Source organism: Nocardioides sp. cx-169 (assembly GCF_021083605.1).
In the GTDB taxonomy this organism is placed as follows: Bacteria; Actinomycetota; Actinomycetes; order Propionibacteriales; family Nocardioidaceae; genus Nocardioides.
Genome location: NZ_JAJNRO010000005.1, coordinates 165,220 through 182,707 on the forward strand (window position 1 = coordinate 165,220; position 17,488 = coordinate 182,707).

Sequence of the window (17,488 nt, forward strand, 5' to 3'; positions counted from 1 at the left end):
GCGGCTAGCGGCACGACGCGCAGGTGCCGAAGATCTCCAGGGTGTGGCTGACGTCGGCGAAGCCGTGCTCGTCGGCGATCGCTCGGGTCCAGCGCTCCACCGCCGGTCCCTCGACCTCCACGGTGGCCCCGCAGCCGCGGCAGACCAGATGGTGGTGGTGCGCATCGGAGCACCGGCGGTAGATCGCCTCGCCGTCCTCGGTGCGGAGCAGGTCGACCTCGCCGGTCTCCACCATGCGCTGCAGCGTGCGGTAGACCGTGGCCAGGCCGACCGGCTCGCCCAGGCGTCCGAGCAGCTCGTGGATCTCCTGGGCGGAGCGGAAGTCGTCGAAGGAGGCCATCGCCGCGGCGACCGCGAGCCGCTGCTTGGTGGGCCGCAAGGTCGGCGGCGCCGGGTCAGTGCTCGTCATAGTGCCTTCCGTGGGGTGCGTGCCGGTGGCCGTCGTGGACGTAGTCGATGTGGTCGCCGTGCGGGACGGCGGCATGGCCGCAGTCGGGGCCGTGGTCGTGCGGGTGCTCGTCGGTGACCTCGTGCTCGATCGGGTCGAGGCCCGCGAACGGCTCCTTCAGGCGAGCCCGGCGGCGCAGCCACAGGCCGATCGGCCAGGTGACGACGAAGCCGGCGAGCGAGAGCAGCACGATCGTGGGGCCGGGGGCGACCGTGGCGCGGTAGGAGGCGAAGGCCGCGAGGACCAGCCCGCCGACCGAGGCCAGCGTCCCGAGCAGCATGGCCGCGCCGAGCGTGGTACGGAAGGACCGGGTCAGCTGCTGGGAGGTCGCCACGGGGATCACCATCAGTGCCGAGACCAGCAGCAGACCGACGGTGCGCATGGCCACGGTCACGGTGACGGCGGCCAGCACCGCGACCATCACGTTGTAGACCCGCACGTTGAGCCCGGCCACGCGCGCGAACTCCTGGTCCTGTGACACCGCGAACAGCTGCGGGGCCAGGCCGACGCAGACGACCACCACCAGGGCGGCCAACCCGACCGTGACCAGCACGTCGCCCGGCGAGATCGTGGTGATCGAGCCGAACAGGTACTGCTGCAGCCCCGCGGCCGACTGGCCCGCGAGACCGGTCACCAGCACTCCGCCGGCCAGACCGCCGTAGAAGAGGAGGGCGAGCGCGACGTCGCCGTTGGTGTGGCCCCGCTCGCGGATCACCTCGATCAGGATGGCGCCCAGGACCGCCACCACCACCGCGGTCCACGTCGGGGAGGTCCCCGTCAGCAGTCCGATCGCGACGCCGGTGACGGCGACGTGACCGATCCCGTCGCCCATCAGCGCGAGGCGGCGCTGGACCAGGTAGGTGCCGACCGCCGGGGCCGCGAGCCCCGTGAACAGCGCCGCGAGCAGGGCGCGCTGCATGAACGGGAGCGAGAACAGCTCGGCCGGGCTCATGGCGTGCCCTCCAGGGGAGAGGCGACGTGGGGCGTGTGGTCGTGGCGCTCCGCCTCCGCGTGGTGGTGGTGATGGTGGTCGGTGTGCGGCTCGGCGAGCCACGGGTCGTGCACCTCGTGGTCGGTGAGCGGCGCGCCGTCGTAGGCGATGCGGCCGTCGCGCATCACCACGGCCCGGTCGACCAGTGGCGCCAGGGGGCCCAGCTCGTGGGTGACCAGCACGATGGTGGCGCCGCGGGCCTTGAGCTCACCCAGGGCCTGCGCCAGGGCCAGCTGGTTCGGGACGTCGACGCCGGCCGTCGGCTCGTCGAGGAAGATCAGCTCCGGCTCGCTGGCCAGCGCCCGCGCGATGAGCGTGCGCTGCTGCTGCCCGCCCGAGAGCTGACCGACACCGTCGCGCCGCCGGTCGCTGAGCCCGACCACCTCGAGGGCGTCGTCGATCGCCGCGCGGTCGGCGCGCGAGAGCGGGCGCAGCAGCCGGCGGTGGTTGAGGCGGCCCGAGGCGACCACCTCCCAGACCGAGGCGGGCACGCCGGATGTCGCGCCCGCGCGCTGCGGGACGAAGCCGACGCGGCGCCACTCGCGGAAGTCGTGGAGGTCGGTGCCGAACAGGCGCAGCCGGCCGTGGGCGAGCGTGCGCAGGCCGGTCAGCGCGCGCACCAGCGTGGACTTGCCGGAGCCGTTGGCGCCGAGCAGGGCGAGGAACTCCCCGCCTTCGACCCGGAAGTCGATGCCGCGCAGGATCGGCCGGCCGCCGATCGCCACGGCGCCGTCGGTGAGCTCGATGGGGGGGACGGGCGCTGTCATCGACATCCGTTGGCCTTCTCGAGGGCGGCGAGGTTGTCCCGCATGATCGACAGGTAGTCGTCGTCCGCGCTCTCGCTGGTGAGGCCCTCGAGCGGGTCGAGCACGGCGGTGGTGATGCCGAGGTCGTCGGCGAGTGGGCCCGTGAACCGAGGGCTGGCAAGGGTCTCGGAGAACACGGTCGTGATCCCCTCCTCCTTGACCAGCTCCTGCAGCTCAGCCAGGTCGGCCACTGTCGGCTCCGCCTCGGGGGAGAGGCCGGCGACCGGCTCCAGGTGCAGCCCGTACTTGCCCAGGTAGCCGAAGGCGTCGTGCGAGACCACGATGGTGTCACGCGCGCAGCTCGCCAGTGCCTCGGCGTACTCCCGGTCGAGCGCCTCCAGGTCCGCGCGGAGCTCCCGCGCGCGGGAGCGGTAGTCGTCGGCGTGCTCCGAGTCGATGTCCGCGAGCTCGTCTGCGACCGCGTCGCCCACGTCGGCCAGGCGCAGCGGGTCCAGCCAGAAGTGCGGGTCGAGGTCGCCGTGGTCGTGGCCCTCGTGCTCGTGCTCATCCTCGTGCTCACCGTGGTGCCCGTCGTCGAACGGCACCATCGCGACCACGTCGGTGACGTCGAGGACCGCGCCGGTGGCGTTCTGGGCGACCCCGTCCTCGACCGCCGGCTGGAACCCGCCCTGGTGGACCACCAGGTCGGCCTGCGCGATGAGCGCGGTCTCCTGGATCGTGAGCTCCAGGTCGTGCGGCTCCTTGCCGACCTGGGTGAGGTTCTCGACGGTCGCATGGTCCCCGGCGACGCGCTCGGCGACGTACTGCAGGGGGTAGAACGCGGTCGCCACCTGCACGCCCTGCGTGTCCTCGGCCAGGGCGGAGCATCCGGTCAGCATGAGCGGAAGGCAGACGAGGGGAAGGAGGTGACGCCTACGCATGAGAATCATTCTCAGGCCGGTTGAGAATGGTTGTCAACTCTGGGCTAGGCTCGGCGCATGCTGGTGATGAGCAGGTTCCGGGTGGACGCGGGGGAGCGCGACGCGTTCCGGGCCGAGCTGGAGGCCGCGCACGGGCTGCTCGCGCAGCGGTCGGGGTATGTCGGCGGCACGATCGGCCGCAACCTCGACGACCCCACCCTGTGGGTGCTGACCACGCGCTGGGAGCACGTGGGCGCCTACCGCCGGGCGCTGTCGTCCTACGACGTGAAGCTCGGCGCCGTGCCGCTGCTGAGCAGGGCGCTGGACGAGCCCAGCGCCTATGAGGTGGTCGAGCCGGGGACCGTGCTCAATGTCGAGTCGACCCGGTCGTTAGGCTGAGCCGTTCCGGGACCGGCAGCCAGTCGGCCCATCGAGCAGGAGCACCTACGTGGCACAGAAGCCGGCAACCGCACTCGACCAGGTCGTCTCCCTTTGCAAGCGGCGCGGGTTCGTCTACCCGTGCGGGGAAATCTACGGCGGCACCAAGTCCGCCTGGGACTACGGCCCGCTCGGCGTGGAGCTGAAGGAGAACATCAAGCGCCAGTGGTGGAAGGCGATGGTGACCGCCCGCCAGGACGTGGTGGGTCTCGACTCCAGCGTGATCCTGCCGACCCGCACCTGGGAGGCCTCGGGCCACATCGGCACCTTCAGCGACCCGCTGACCGAGTGCCAGTCCTGCCACAAGCGCTTCCGCGCTGACCACATGCAAGAGGACTACGCCGCCAAGAAGAGCGTCAAGGGAGGCGACCCCGTCGACCCGGACTCCGTCGACCTCAAGGAGCTGGCCTGCCCCAACTGCGGCACCCGCGGCGCGTGGACCGAGCCCCGGCCCTTCAACATGATGCTCAAGACCTACCTCGGCGTGATCGAGGACGAGTCCGGGCTGCACTACCTGCGTCCCGAGACCGCGCAGGGCATCTTCCTCAACTTCGCCAACGTGGTGACCACGAGCCGGCAGAAGCCGCCGTTCGGGATCGCCCAGATCGGCAAGTCCTTCCGCAACGAGATCACCCCGGGCAACTTCATCTTCCGCACGCGCGAGTTCGAGCAGATGGAGATGGAGTACTTCGTCAAGCCCGGTGAGGACGAGGAGCTGCACCAGTACTGGATCGACCAGCGCACCGCCTGGTACATCGACCTCGGCATCGACCCCGCCAACCTGCGCCACTTCGAGCACCCGAAGGAGAAGCTCAGTCACTACGCCAAGCGCACCGTCGACATCGAGTACAACTTCGGCTTCTCCCAGCGCGGCTTCGAGGAGCTCGAGGGCATCGCCAACCGCACCGACTACGACCTGACCCAGCACAGCAAGTTCTCGGGCAAGGACCTGTCGTACTTCGACCAGGCCAGCGGCGATCGCTACGTGCCGTACGTCATCGAGCCGGCCGCCGGCCTGACCCGCTCGCTGATGGCCTTCCTCATCGACGCCTACGACGTCGACGAGGCGCCCAACACCAAGGGCGGCGTCGACACCCGGGCCGTGCTGCGCCTCGACCCCCGCCTGGCCCCGGTCAAGGTGGCGGTGCTCCCGCTGAGCCGCAACGCCGACCTCTCGCCCAAGGCGCGTGACCTGGCCGCCGAGCTGAGGCGCTTCTGGAACGTCGACTTCGACGACGCCGGCGCGATCGGGAAGCGCTACCGCCGCCAGGACGAGATCGGCACGCCGTACTGCGTGACCGTGGACTTCGACACCCTCGAGGACGACGCGGTCACGGTGCGCGCGCGAGACACCATGGAGCAGGAGCGCATCGGCCTCGACCGCATCTCGGCCTACTTCGGGGAGCGCTTCCTCGGCTGCTGAGCCGCAGGGGTGCACAATGAAGGGATGGTGCGCCCCGTAGTCCTGATCAGCAGTCTGGTGCTGATGTGCGCCGTGCTGGTGGGCTGCTCGGAGGACTCGGGCGACTCAGGCGACGACCCGAGCGAGTCGGGGGAGAGCACCAGCCAGTCTCCGTCGCCCACGCCGACCCCCACTGAGGAGCCGTACCTACCGGTGCCCGACGGCGTCGAGCTGACCGAGCCGGGCAGCCGGCTCAGGCTGGGGGAGAAGGCTGTCGTCGCCTACCGCCCGCGCCAGGGCATCGTGGGCGCGCTCGACGTGTCGGTCAGGCGGATCGTCAGGACCACGTTCAAGGAGTCGTTCTCCGGCTGGCGGCTCTCCGACCAGGTCGGCTCGACCACCCCCTACTTCGTCTACGCCACGCTCACCAACGTCGGGACGTCCAACCTCGGGGGCCGCGCGGTCCCGCTCTACGGGGTCGACTCGGGCAATCGGCTGATCGAGGCCTCCACGTTCGAGGGCAGCTTCAAGCCCTGCCCGAGCCTGCCGTTCCCGCGCCAGTTCCGCCCCGGCGCCACCCACCAGGCGTGCCTGGTGTTCCTGGCACCCGCGAAGACCAGGCTCAAGGCGGTGTCGTTCCGACCCTCGCAGGAGTTCAACCCGATCACCTGGACCGGCAAGATCAACAAGATCACCAAGCCTCAGAAGGGCAAGGGCAAGGGCAGAGGCAAGGGCTCCGGCGGCGCCTGAGCAGGCGGGTTTGGGCCGCGGTGCGCCCGGACGGGAGAATGGCACCATGACCGCTGTGCCGTCCTCGCTGACCCTCGGGTCGCTTCACGTCGAGACGCCCGTGGTGCTCGCACCGATGGCGGGCATCACCAACGCGGCCTACCGCCGCCTGTGCCTGGACCAGATGCGTGCGCAGGGGGCCCCCGGTCTGTTCGTCTGCGAGATGATCACCTCGCGGGGGCTGGTCGAGCGCGACGAGACGACGCTGAAGATGCTGGTATTCGACGAGCTCGAGACCACGCGCTCGGTCCAGCTCTACGGCACCGACCCGGTCTACGTCGGCAAGGCCGCCGAGATCCTGTGCGGCGAGTACGGCGTCGCGCACATCGACCTCAACTTCGGCTGCCCCGTGCCCAAGGTGACCCGCAAGGGCGGCGGCGGTGCCCTGCCGTGGAAGCGCGGGCTGCTCGGCCAGATCCTGGAGCACGCGGTGGCCGCCGCTTCGCCGTACGGCGTCCCGGTCACGATGAAGACGCGCAAGGGCATCGACGACGACCACCTGACCTACCTCGACGCCGGCCGGATCGCACAGGAGTCCGGGGTGGCCGCGATCGCCCTGCACGGGCGCACGGTGGCGCAGTCCTACTCGGGGCAGGCCGACTGGGAGGCCATCGCGCGGCTCGTCGAGCACGTCGACATCCCGGTGCTCGGCAACGGCGACATCTGGGAGGCCGCCGACGCGGTGCGCATGGTCGAGGAGACCGGCGTCGCGGGCGTCGTCGTCGGGCGCGGCTGCCTGGGCCGGCCCTGGCTGTTCCGCGATCTCGCGGCGGCGTTCGCCGGCGAGAGCATCGCCACCCTGCCCACCCTCGGCGAGGTCGCGGCGATGATGCGTCGCCATGCGGACCTGCTGTGCCGGCACATGGGGGAGGAGCGCGGCTGCAAGGAGCTCCGCAAGCACGTCTCCTGGTACCTCAAGGGCTTCGCGGCCGGTGGGGACCTGCGCCGCTCGCTGGCGATGGTGGAGACGCTCGCCGACCTCGACCGGCTGCTCGCCGTACTCGACCCGCACGAGCCGTTTCCGCGCGACGCCCTCGGCACCCCGCGCGGGCGCCAGGGATCGCCCCGCAGCAAGGTTGCCCTGCCCGAGGGCTGGCTCGACGACGCCGACGGCACCGACTGCCTGCTGCGCGAGGACGCCTCCGAGACCACCGGCGGGTGACTCGGAACACCTGGGGAAAACTGGCACGGAATTGGGACAGGCTCCGCGCACTGTGCTTTAGTCGGGGCTCGTGCCCGGCCGCCCCGTGCGGCAGGGCACAGTCCCTGTCAGCAACAGCAAAGGATTCAGCGCTGTGGCAGATCATCGCCACAAGCGGGAGGCCAATGCCCGCCGCATGCCCCGGGCCGCCGTCATCGCCGGCCCGCTCGCCGTCCTGGCGACCGCCTCCGCGGTGACCCTCGGGGTCCTCGCCGGCGAGCCCGCGAGCAGCACCGACGACGTCACCGCCGCCGCGTCCGCATCCCTCTCCACGTCCGCGTCGGCCTCCGCGTCGCCCTCCACCCCTGCCAAGCGTGAGCAGACCGTCAGCCGCGGAGCCGGCCGCGGCGAGCTCACCAGCATGATGTCGAAGAGCCAGGTCACGATGTCCTCGGAGTCGACGCGCCGGGCCATCGCCGAGGCGGAGGACCGCCTGTGGATCGCCAGCACCCTGAACCTCTGGACCGACCCCACCGAGAAGGCCCGTCAGGTCGGCGAGATCGAGGCCGGTGAGAAGGTCCTCGTGACGGGGCGCGAGCTCTACGGCCGTGACGAGATCGTCGTCGGCGGCAAGTCGCGCTGGGTCACCGCCGGCTACCTCACGAACGAGGAGCCGTTCGCCCTCGGCGGTGACTGCACCAACGGCACGTCGGTGCCCAGCGGCGTCAGCGAGAACGTCAAGCAGGTGCACGCCGCCGTGTGCGCGGCGTTCCCCTCGATCACGACCTACGGCACCTTCCGCAGCGACGGGGAGCACGGCCAGGGCATCGCCGTCGACATCATGGTGTCCGGAGACCTCGGCTACCAGGTGGCGGAGTTCGTGCGGGAGCACTACGCCGAGCTCGGCGTCAGCTACCTGATCTACTCCCAGCGGATCTGGTCCGTGGAGCGCTCCGGCGAGGGCTGGCGGGCGATGTCCGACCGCGGCTCGAGCACGGCCAACCACTACGACCACGTGCACGTCACGACGTACTGACGGCGACGCGGCTCAGCCGACCTGCACGGTGACTCGAGCCGGCACGGATCTGCGCGTCGGTGCGGCCGTGGTGGTCCATGGCGTCGCCCGGACCGACCCCTGCCCTGTGCTCGTCAGATGCGCCAGCACCTCGCCGAGGTTCCTGCGCTCGCCTCCGCCGCGGTCGTTGGCTGAGGTTCTGGGCCATTTCCTGTCGTTCTGGGCCGTTCTTCGTGCCCAGAACGGCAGGCTTTTCAGCATCTGCTGATAACCCTGCCGTCTACCCGCAGCCCACGCCGACCCATGCCAAACTGCGGCATGCCTCGTGACCACGTGCTCGCGCGCCCGGTTCTCACGTTGCTCCTGCTCCTCGGGGTGGGACTGGGACCCGCCCTGGTCGCATCCCCGGCCTCGGCCGCGCCCGGGCCGACCACCGTCACCCTGCGCGCCGCGGCCGCGCAGGTGCCGGTCTCGAAGACCGTCCGCCTCAGCGGCCGGGTGAGCGGCGCGTCCGCTCGGGCGCTGGTGGTGCTGCAGCGCAAGGCGGGCGAGCGATGGGTGCTGGTCAAGCGGAGCCGGGTCCGGCCCAACCGCACCTACGCATTCGCTCCCCGGGTGCGGCTGGGGGTCAACCGGTTCCGGGTGCGGGTTCTGAGGACTCCTCGGCTGCGGCCGGCGACCTCTCGGGTCGTCCTGGTACGGGGCGCTCGGCCCGCGGCCACGGCGCAGGTCCGCGAGGTCCGCGCCGTCGTCCTGCGCGACACCAACGAGTTCCGCGCCTCGCAGGGCAAGCCCGCGCTGAAGGCCATGGCCGCACTGGACGACGTGGCCCAGCGGTGGTCGGCGCGCATGGCGCGCACGGGCGTGTTCGAGCACAACCCCGACTACGCCGGGCAGTACCCGTCCGGCTGGACCCGGGCCGGCGAGAACATCGCCTACGGCTACCTGCTCGGCGAGGTCGTCGACGCCTGGATCGCCAGTCCCGGACACCGCGAGAACCTGCTCGGCGACTACACCCACCTGGGCATCGGCGTGGCCTGGGACGCCGAAGGCCGCCCGTACTACACCCAGAACTTCGGCAAGTACTGAGCCGGTCGAGGTCGCGTCGAGTCCCCCCGGATGGAGCTTCTGGGCCTTTCCCTGACGTTCTGGGCCGTTATTCGTGCCCAGAAGGACAGGTTTTTCAGCATCTGCTGATAACCCTGGCCGTCGACTACAGCGCGCCACCACCCCCGTGCCAGACTGCGGCATGCCCCGTGACCGCGTGCTCGCCATCATCCAGGCCGGCGGCGCCGGCGGCCGAATGGACGTCCTCACCCGTGAGCGGGCCAAGCCCGCGCTGCCGTTCCTGGGGGTCTTCCAGCTCGTCGACCTGCCGTTGTCGAACCTGACCCACAGCGGGGTCGACGAGGTGTGGCTCTCGGTGCAGTTCCAGGGCGGGACGCTCGAGGAGCAGGTGGCCAACGGGCGGCCGTGGGACCTGGACCGCTCCCGCGGCGGGCTGCGGCTGCTGATGCCGGAGGAGGGCACCGGCAGCCTCGACGAGGAGGGCTTCGCCAAGGGCAACGCCGACGAGCTGTTCCGTATCCGCGACCAGATCGCGTCGTACGCCCCGGACGCGCTCCTGGTGATGAGCGCCGACCACGTCTACCGGTTGGACTACACCGACGCCATCGAGGCGCACCGGAGGACGGGCGCGGAGTGCACGGTCGTGACGACCGAGGTCCCGGTCGAGGAGGCCGGCAACCACGCGACCGTCGAGACCGACGGCGAGGGGCTGGTGACCGGTTTCGACTACAAGCCGGAGGAGCCGACGACCGGCACCATCGCGACGGAGGTGTTCGTCTACGACCCGACCGTCCTGGTCGAGGTGCTCGAGGAGCTGCACCGCGAGCTGGGCGGCGAGAGCGAGGCCGGCGACACCGGGCTGGAGGACTTCGGCGACCACCTGCTGCCTCGCCTGGTCGAGCGCGGCCGCACCTACGCGCACCCGCTCGAGGGGTACTGGCGCGACCTCGGGCAGCCCCACCTGTACCTGCGGGCCCACCAGGACTTCCTGACCGACGACCACGACGTCCTGGGCCACGCGAACTGGCCGATCCTCACCCGGCAGCCGCAGCGGGCACCGGCCCGCTTCCTCCAGGGCGTCGACGTGGCGGACAGCCTGGTCAGCCCGGGCGCTGAGGTCGGCGGCGTCGTACGCCGCAGCGTGCTCGGGCCCGGAGTCGTCGTGGAGGCGGGAGCCGAGGTCCACGACAGCGTCATCTTCCGCGACACCGTCGTGCGCCGCGGAGCCCGGGTGCACTGGTCGATCGTCGACTCCTTCTGCGAGATCGGGCCGGACGCGCGCGTGGGGGAGCCGGGCGTGGCCGGTACCGACGACTCCGACGTGGTGACCCTGGTCGGTCGCGGCTCCACCGTGGGCGAGGGCGTGTCGCTGGACGCCGGCAGCCGCCTGGAGCCGGGCAGCAGCGCCTGAGCCCGCGCGCCCGCGCGTCGGCGCGGCGGACTAGGGTCGCGCCGATGGATGCCCTCGACCTGTACGACGACCACGCCCGCGACCGGGTCGTCGCGGAGCCGCCCAAGCGGGTGGACGCGCCCGTGCGCACGCCGTTCGAGCGGGACCGGGCGCGCGTGGTCCACGCCGCCGCCTCGCGGCGCCTGGCGGCCAAGACCCAGGTGGTCGGGCCGCAGAGCGACGACTTCACCCGCAACCGGCTCACCCACAGCCTCGAGGTGGCCCAGGTCGCCCGCGACCTGTCCCGGGCGCTGGGCAGCGCGCCGGACCTCGCCGAGACGGCGGCGCTGGCCCACGACCTCGGCCACCCGCCGTTCGGTCACAACGGCGAGCGCGTGCTCGACGACCTGAGCGCCGCCTGCGGCGGCTTCGAGGGCAACGCGCAGACCCTTCGGATCCTCACCCGCCTGGAGTCCAAGACCTTCGACGCCGAGGGCCGCTCGGTCGGGCTCAACCTGACGCGGGCCACGCTCGACGCCTGCACCAAGTACCCCTGGCCGCGCGGGGGTGGGCCGGACCCGGCGAAGTTCGGGGTCTACGCCGAAGACGCGACGGTGTTCGACTGGCTGCGCGAGGGGGCAGGCGAGGGGCGCTGCGTCGAGGCGCAGGTGATGGACCTCGCCGACGACGTCGCCTACTCCGTCCACGACGTCGAGGACGGCATCGTCGTGGGGCGCATCGACCTCACCGCGATGGACCAGCCGGCCGTGTGGGAGACCGTCCGGGCGTGGTACCTCCCGGCCGCCGACGACGCCACCCTCGACCAGGTGCTGGCCGGGCTGCGCACGCAGGGCAGCTGGCCCACGACGCCGTACGACGGCACCCGGCGCAGCCTGGCGGCGCTGAAGAACCTCACCAGCGACCTCATCGGTCGCTTCTGCGGCGCCGTGCAACACGCGACGCTCGCGGCCGGCGACCGTCCCCTGGTGCGCTACGAGGGCTCGCTCGTCGTCCCCGAGGACACCAGGCTGGAGATGGCGGTGCTCAAGGGCGTCGCCGCCCACTACGTCATGAGCGCCCCCGACCGGCTGGCCGCGATGGCGCTGGAGCGGGAGCTGATGATGGAGCTGGTGGCGATCCTCGCCCACCGCGCCCCTGACGAGCTGGACCGGCCGTTCGCCGACGACTGGGCCGCCGCGCCGGACGACGCCGCTCGCTTGCGAGTGGTCGTCGACCAGGTCGCCTCGCTCACCGACGCCAGCGCTGTCGCCTGGCACGCCCGACTCAGGAGACGCAAATGACCGACCCCCTCGTGTGGCTGCCGTTCGAGCCCGAGCTGCTGGGCGACCCGCCCGCGGGGCTGCGCTACGAGGTGGTGGACCCGACCGTCTCGGTGCCCGACTCCGTCGGCGAGGTGTCGTTCTACGTCACGCCCTACCGCATGGACGCGACGGTGGCCGACGTCCTGGAGCAGATGACCTCGCTGCGGGTGGTCCAGACGCTCTCGGCCGGCGTCGACCACCTCCGCGCGAGGGTGCCCGCCGGCGTCACGCTGTGCAGCGGCCGTGGCATCCACGACGCCTCGACCGCCGAGCTCACCTTGGCGCTCGTCCTGGCGTCGCTGCGCGGCATCCCCGACTTCGTGCGCGGCCAGGACCGTCACGAGTGGCGGCCGCAGTGGCGCCCGGCGCTCGCCGACAAGCACGTCCTCCTGATCGGGCACGGCGCCATCGGGCAGGCCATCGAGGCGCGGCTGCTGCCCTTCGAGGTCACCGTGTCGCGGATGGCGCGCACCGCGCGCGACGGTGTGCACGCGCTCTCCGACCTGCCCGCGGTGCTGCCGGACGCCGACGTCGTGATCCTCATCGTCCCGCTCACCGACGAGACCCGCGGCCTGGTCGATGCCGACTTCCTGGGCCGCATGAAGGACGGCGCACTGCTGGTCAACATGGCCCGCGGCGCCATCGTCCGCACCGACGACCTCGTCGCCGCCCTCCACACCGGCCGGATCACCGCCGCCCTCGACGTGGCTGAGACCGAGCCCCTGCCCGCCGAGAGCCCCCTGTGGGACGCCCCCGGCCTGCTCGTCTCGCCCCACGTGGGCGGGGTCACCAGCGCCATGCACCCGCGTGCCCACCGACTGGTCCGCGAGCAGCTGCGGCGCTTCGCCGCCGGCGAGGACCTGTGCAACGTCATGTCCGGCTCGTACTGACTCCCGACTAGGATCACCACGTGGCAGGCAGGATCCGCGAGGACGACATCGCAGAGGTGCGCGAGAAGGCTCGCATCGACGACGTGGTCTCCTCCTACGTCACCCTGCGCAACGCCGGCGGTGGCTCGATGAAGGGCCTGTGCCCCTTCCACGACGAGAAGTCCCCGTCCTTCCACGTCACGCCGTCGCGGGGGTTCTTCCACTGCTTCGGCTGCCAGGAGGGCGGCGACGTCATCACCTTCCTGATGAAGATCGACGGCCTCTCGTTCGGTGAGGCGGTGGAGCGGCTGGCCGACAAGGTCGGCGTCCAGCTGCGGCGCGAGGACGGCGACGAGCGCGACCAGCGGCCGAAGGGTCCGCCGCGAGCGCGGCTGGTCGAGGCCAACAAGGTCGCCCAGGAGTTCTACGCCGAGCAGCTCGCGCTTGCGGATGCGGCGCCAGGGCGACAGTTCCTGCTGGAGCGCGGGTTCGACCAGGAGGTCGCGGAGCGGTTCGGCATGGGCTGGGCGCCGAGCGACGGCGAGGCGCTGCTGCGGCACCTGCGCGGGCGCGGCTTCAGCCAGGAGGAGATGACGCTGGTCGGCCTGGTGGCGATCGGGCGGTCGGCCTACGACCGGTTCCGCGGACGGCTGCTGTGGCCGATCCGCGACGCCACCGGCGACACCATCGGCTTCGGCGCGCGCCGGATCCTCGACGACGACAAGATCGACGCCAAGTACCTCAACACCCCCGAGACCCCGCTCTACAAGAAGAGCCAGGTCCTCTACGGCATCGACCTCGCGCGCCGCGAGATCGCGCGGTCCTCGCAGGCCGTCGTCGTCGAGGGCTACACCGACGTGATGGCCTGCCACCTCGCCGGCGTCGGCACGGCGGTCGCCTCCTGCGGCACCGCCTTCGGCGAGGAGCACACCCGGGTGCTGCGGCGGTTCCTGCACGACCACGAGGAGTTCCGCGGCGAGGTGATCTTCACCTTCGACGGCGACCAGGCCGGCCAGAACGCCGCCCTCAAGACCTTCGCCGGCGACCAGAACTTCGTCTCCCAGACCTACGTCGCCGTCGAGCCCGACGGCCTCGACCCCTGCGACCTGCGGATCAAGAAGGGCGACGCGGCGGTGCGCGAGCTGGTTGCCCGCCGGGTGCCGCTGTACCGCTTCGTGCTCAGCAACGTCGTGAGCAAGTACGACCTCGACCGCGCCGACGGCCGCGTCGACGCGCTGCGTGAGAGCGCCCGGCTGGTCTCGGCCATCCGCGACAAGTCCAAGGTCGACGCGTTCGCCCGCGAGATCGCGGGGATGATCGGCATCGACGTCGACGAGGCCCGCACCGAGGTGCGCCGCGCGGCCAACCGCCCCGCCCGGCGCGACGAGCGTCCGGCCCAGATGTCGCGCGGGGGGCAGGCCGAGCCGGCCCCGGAGGCGCCGAGCCGGCCCGCCGTACCCGACCTGCGCGACCCGCGCTTCTCGATCGAGCGCGAGACGCTCAAGCTGGTGATCCAGCACCCCATGGCGATCGGGCGCTCCACCGCCGACATCGGGCCCAACGACTTCACCCACCCGACCTACCGCGGGGTCTGGGAGCTGGTCGAGGCGGCCGGGGGTCTCGCCGCCGGCTCCGCCGACCCAGGCTGGTCGACCAAGCTGCGCGACTCGGCGCAGGACCCGGCGGTCTCGTCGGCGATCAGCGCGCTGGGGGTGGAGCCTCTCATGCGCGAGCCCGACGCGGCCTACGTCGGCTCCTACGTCTTCAAGCTGCTCGAGCTCACCGCGCAGCGGCGCATCGCGGCGGTCAAGTCGCGCCTGCAGCGCACCAACCCGGTGGAGCACCCGGCCGAGTACAACAAGATGTTCGGCGAGCTCGCCGCCCTCGAGCAGCACCGGCGCCACCTGCGCGACCGGATGGCGGGCACGGAATGAGGCTGCGGCGATCGCGCCCCGACCTGGCGGTCGAGCCGGGGGAGCGGCTCCTCGCCTGGGCCGTCGGCGTCGACGGCCAGGCCGTCGGCGGCACCCGCCAGGCGCTCTACCTGGGCGAGCGCCGCATCCCGTGGGAGGGCGTCGAGGCCGCCGAGTGGGACCGTGACACCTCGGTGCTTCGGGTGAGTGAGGTGGGGACCTGGGGTCAGGAGCGGCCCACCCACCGGATCGTCCTCGACGAGCCGGGGCGCCTGCTGGAGCTCGTGCGTGAGCGGGTCACGGCCAGCATCGTGCTCCAGCGCCACGTCGCCGTGCGCGGACGCAAGGGGGTGCGCGTCATCGCGCGCCGAGCGCCGCACTCCCGTGGTGAGATCGCCTGGCTCCTGGAGTACGACGCCGGCATCGACCCCGACGACCCCCTGGTCCGCGAGGCGTCCGAGCGAGCGCTGGCCGATGCCGCGGACGAGGTCCACCTCGGCTGATCGCCGCCGCGGGGGCGCCGTACCGATCCCGATTTCGACCCCGTCGCCGCCCTTGCTAAAGTTGCCGCGCTGTCCATCGCCGGACGGCGCGATCCCCTGTAGCTCAGCTGGCAGAGCGCTTGACTGTTAATCAGGATGTCGTTGGTTCGAGTCCAACCGGGGGAGCGCAGAGAGACGGCCCGGCCCGCGAGCACCGCTCGCCGGCCGGGCCGCTTCGTCGTACGACCGTCCGAAGGCACCCGTGAGCACACCCGGCACCGTCCGCAGCGCCCTCCGATCGCCGCGGCTGCTGCGCACCGAGGTCCTCGCCGGGCTGGTGGTCGCACTGGCGCTCATCCCCGAGGCGATCTCGTTCTCGATCATCGCCGGCGTCGACCCCCGGGTCGGCCTGTTCGCCTCGTTCACGATGGCCGTGACGATCGCCTTCCTCGGCGGCCGCCCCGCGATGATCTCGGCAGCCACGGGTGCGGTCGCGCTGGTGGTGGCGCCGGTCATGCGCGACCACGGCTACGACTACCTCATCGCCACCGTGCTGCTCGGCGGCGCGATCCAGGTCGCGCTCGGCCTCGCCGGGGTCGCAAGGCTGATGCGGTTCATCCCGCGCTCGGTGATGGTCGGCTTCGTCAACTCCCTGGCGATCCTGATCTTCCTCGCGCAGGTGCCGCACCTGGTCGACGTGCCGCTGCTCGTCTACCCGATGATCGCCGTGGGACTGGCGATCATCGTGGGCCTGCCGCGCGTCACCGACGTGGTCCCTGCCCCGCTCGTGGCGATCGTGGCCCTCACCGGCTTCACGGTGCTGGCCGCCGTGTCGGTGCCCGACGTCGGGGACGAGGGGGAGCTGCCGGACAGTCTGCCGGCCCTGTTCCTTCCCGACGTCCCCCTCACGATGGACACGCTGCGCATCATCGCGCCGTACGCCGTCGGCATGGCGCTGGTCGGGCTGCTGGAGTCGCTGCTGACGGCCAAGCTGGTCGACGACATCACCGACACCCACTCCGACAAGACCCGCGAGGCGTGGGGGCAGGGCGTGGCCAACGTCGTCACCGGCTGCTTCGGCGGCATGGGCGGGTGCGCGATGATCGGCCAGACCATGATCAACGTGAAGGTCTCGGGGGCCCGGACCCGGATCTCCACCTTGCTCGCGGGCGTCTTCCTGCTGGTCCTCGTGGTCGGCTTCGGCGACGTGGTGGCGATCATCCCCATGGGCGCCCTGGTCGCAGTGATGATCATGGTCTCGGTCGGGACCTTCGACTGGCACAGCGTCCGCCCCTCCACGCTGCGCCGGATGCCGCGCTCGGAGACGACGGTCATGGTGGCCACCGTGGTGGTCGTGGTCGTCACCCACAACCTCGCCATCGGGGTGATCGCCGGCGTGCTGGTCGCGATGACGCTCTTCGCGCGCCGGGTGGCCCACGTGACCGCGACCCACCGCGAGCTGAAGGTCCTGGCGGACGGCACCACCCGCGCGGTCTACCGGGTCACCGGGGCGCTGTTCTTCGCGTCCAGCAACGACCTCTACACGCAGTTCGAGTACGCCGAGGACCCCGAGGACGTGGTGATCGACCTGAGCGGCGCCCACATCTGGGACGCCTCCACCGTCGCCACGCTCGACGCGATCACGACCAAGTACGAGCGCAAGGGCAAGACCGCGCGCATCGTCGGGCTCGAGGGGGTCAGCGCCGACCGGCACGCCCTGCTCACCGGGCGGCTCGGCTGACGCGCTACTCGCCGAAGCCCATCGGGAAGACCTCGAACGACGCCGCGTAGGCCACGCCCATCCGCTGACCGGCCTGGCGCGCGAAGCCCTCCAGGAACTCGCGGGGGTCGAAGTGCTCCCAGCCGAGCCCGTCGATGTAGGCGGCGTGCGCCTCCAGCGACGCGACGCCGGCGTCGAAGGTCTCGGTGGTGTCCACGCCGTGTGTGCTCTGCGGTGAGCCGGCGGCCCAGACCTCGCGCACCCCGTCCCACGGCTCGAGCCCAGCGGTCAGCTGGTCCTGGAAGACCCAGCGGTTGCCGGCGTCGCGCACGGCGTCCACCACCGCCCGTCCGACCGCGATGTGGTCGGCCTGGTTGAGGTTGCGCCCGCCCCAGGTCTCGCGGAAGTTGCCGGTGACGACGATGTCGGGGCGGAAGCGCCGGACCTCCAGTGCGATGGCCTCCCGCAGGCTCACGCCGTACTCGAGGACGCCGTCGGGCAGCCCGAGGAAGGTCACCTCCGGCACGCCGACGAGCGCCGCCGAGGAGATCTGCTCGGCCTGGCGCACCCGGCGGCACTCACCGGGCGCGAGGCCGTCGATCCCGGCCTCGCCGCTGGTGACCATGCAGTAGCCGACAGTCTTGCCCTGGCCGGTCCAGCGAGCGACGGCGGCGGCACTGCCGAACTCCAGGTCGTCGGGGTGGGCCACCACGCACAGAGCGCGATCCCACGTCTCGTCGACGGGCTCCAGGGGCGGCGGTGGAGTGCTCATACGTCGAGCATGCCAGCGCCGAGCGCTCGTGTAGACCCGTGCGGGGCACCTCGCGATGGTAA

The 17,488-nt window shown here is 71.7% G+C and carries 17 protein-coding genes and 1 tRNA gene; 13 read left to right on the forward strand and 5 right to left on the reverse strand.

Annotated elements, in window-relative coordinates; all coding sequences use genetic code 11:
• Nucleotides 1-4 precede the first annotated feature (4 nt).
• From LRP67_RS10740 to LRP67_RS10755, 4 genes are read right to left on the reverse strand one after another with little or no spacing between them, the layout of a single operon-like run.
• Nucleotides 5-409 (reverse strand): Fur family transcriptional regulator, encoded by a 405-nt coding sequence (locus LRP67_RS10740; RefSeq protein WP_231270173.1) that lies wholly within the window; start codon nt 407-409, stop codon nt 5-7.
• Nucleotides 396-1,400, reverse strand: a complete 1,005-nt coding sequence (locus LRP67_RS10745; RefSeq protein WP_231270174.1) for a metal ABC transporter permease — start codon at nt 1,398-1,400, stop codon at nt 396-398. The genes LRP67_RS10740 and LRP67_RS10745 overlap by 14 nt, the downstream gene beginning before the upstream one ends.
• Nucleotides 1,397-2,206, reverse strand: a complete 810-nt coding sequence (locus LRP67_RS10750) for a metal ABC transporter ATP-binding protein (RefSeq protein ID WP_231270175.1) — start codon at nt 2,204-2,206, stop codon at nt 1,397-1,399. Before LRP67_RS10750 ends, LRP67_RS10745 begins: the two co-directional genes overlap by 4 nt.
• Nucleotides 2,203-3,084, reverse strand: coding sequence for a metal ABC transporter substrate-binding protein (locus LRP67_RS10755; protein ID WP_231270176.1), 882 nt, complete (start codon nt 3,082-3,084; stop codon nt 2,203-2,205). Before LRP67_RS10755 ends, LRP67_RS10750 begins: the two co-directional genes overlap by 4 nt.
• A gap of 99 nt (nt 3,085-3,183) precedes the next feature.
• Between LRP67_RS10755 and LRP67_RS10760 the strand changes: the two genes are divergently transcribed.
• The 13 genes from LRP67_RS10760 to LRP67_RS10820 all read left to right on the forward strand — a co-directional run bounded on the left by LRP67_RS10760 (nt 3,184) and on the right by LRP67_RS10820 (nt 16,675).
• A complete protein-coding gene (locus tag LRP67_RS10760) occupies nt 3,184-3,504 on the forward strand; it encodes an antibiotic biosynthesis monooxygenase family protein (protein WP_231270177.1) in 321 nt (106 codons plus the stop codon).
• A 49-nt stretch (nt 3,505-3,553) separates the two neighbouring features.
• Nucleotides 3,554-4,966, forward strand: coding sequence for a glycine--tRNA ligase (locus tag LRP67_RS10765; protein WP_231270178.1), 1,413 nt, complete (start codon nt 3,554-3,556; stop codon nt 4,964-4,966).
• Nucleotides 4,967-4,990: 24 nt separating this feature from the next.
• A complete protein-coding gene (locus LRP67_RS10770) occupies nt 4,991-5,695 on the forward strand; it encodes a hypothetical protein (protein ID WP_231270179.1) in 705 nt (234 codons plus the stop codon).
• A 46-nt stretch (nt 5,696-5,741) separates the two neighbouring features.
• A complete protein-coding gene (dusB, locus tag LRP67_RS10775) occupies nt 5,742-6,896 on the forward strand; it encodes a tRNA dihydrouridine synthase DusB (RefSeq protein WP_231270180.1) in 1,155 nt (384 codons plus the stop codon).
• A gap of 133 nt (nt 6,897-7,029) precedes the next feature.
• Nucleotides 7,030-7,911 carry a mucin-2 protein gene (locus tag LRP67_RS10780; RefSeq protein WP_231270181.1) on the forward strand — a complete coding sequence of 294 codons (882 nt, stop codon included), beginning with the start codon at nt 7,030-7,032 and terminating at the stop codon, nt 7,909-7,911.
• Nucleotides 7,912-8,208: 297 nt separating this feature from the next.
• Nucleotides 8,209-8,979 carry a CAP domain-containing protein gene (locus LRP67_RS10785; RefSeq protein WP_231270182.1) on the forward strand — a complete coding sequence of 257 codons (771 nt, stop codon included), beginning with the start codon at nt 8,209-8,211 and terminating at the stop codon, nt 8,977-8,979.
• A gap of 160 nt (nt 8,980-9,139) precedes the next feature.
• On the forward strand, nt 9,140-10,369 hold the full coding sequence (locus LRP67_RS10790) for a glucose-1-phosphate adenylyltransferase family protein (protein WP_231270183.1): 1,230 nt from the start codon (nt 9,140-9,142) through the stop codon (nt 10,367-10,369).
• Nucleotides 10,370-10,413: 44 nt separating this feature from the next.
• Nucleotides 10,414-11,649, forward strand: a complete 1,236-nt coding sequence (locus LRP67_RS10795; RefSeq protein ID WP_231270184.1) for a deoxyguanosinetriphosphate triphosphohydrolase — start codon at nt 10,414-10,416, stop codon at nt 11,647-11,649.
• Entirely contained in the window at nt 11,646-12,560 is a 915-nt protein-coding gene (locus LRP67_RS10800; RefSeq protein WP_231270185.1) for a 2-hydroxyacid dehydrogenase, read from the forward strand. Before LRP67_RS10795 ends, LRP67_RS10800 begins: the two co-directional genes overlap by 4 nt.
• Nucleotides 12,561-12,580: 20 nt before the next feature.
• Entirely contained in the window at nt 12,581-14,473 is a 1,893-nt protein-coding gene (dnaG, locus tag LRP67_RS10805; protein WP_231270186.1) for a DNA primase, read from the forward strand.
• Complete coding sequence (locus tag LRP67_RS10810) at nt 14,470-14,955, forward strand: hypothetical protein (RefSeq protein WP_231270187.1); 486 nt, start codon at nt 14,470-14,472, stop codon at nt 14,953-14,955. Before dnaG ends, LRP67_RS10810 begins: the two co-directional genes overlap by 4 nt.
• Before the next feature lie 92 nt (nt 14,956-15,047).
• A tRNA-Asn gene (locus LRP67_RS10815) sits at nt 15,048-15,120 on the forward strand.
• 76 nt (nt 15,121-15,196) lie between these two features.
• Complete coding sequence (locus LRP67_RS10820) at nt 15,197-16,675, forward strand: SulP family inorganic anion transporter (RefSeq protein ID WP_231270188.1); 1,479 nt, start codon at nt 15,197-15,199, stop codon at nt 16,673-16,675.
• Between the two features lie 4 nt (nt 16,676-16,679).
• On the opposite strand, the gene LRP67_RS10825 is transcribed toward LRP67_RS10820, so the two are convergent.
• Nucleotides 16,680-17,426: a PIG-L deacetylase family protein gene (locus LRP67_RS10825; protein ID WP_231270189.1), complete on the reverse strand. Its 747-nt coding sequence runs from the start codon at nt 17,424-17,426 to the stop codon at nt 16,680-16,682.
• Between the last annotated feature and the right edge of the window lie 62 nt (nt 17,427-17,488).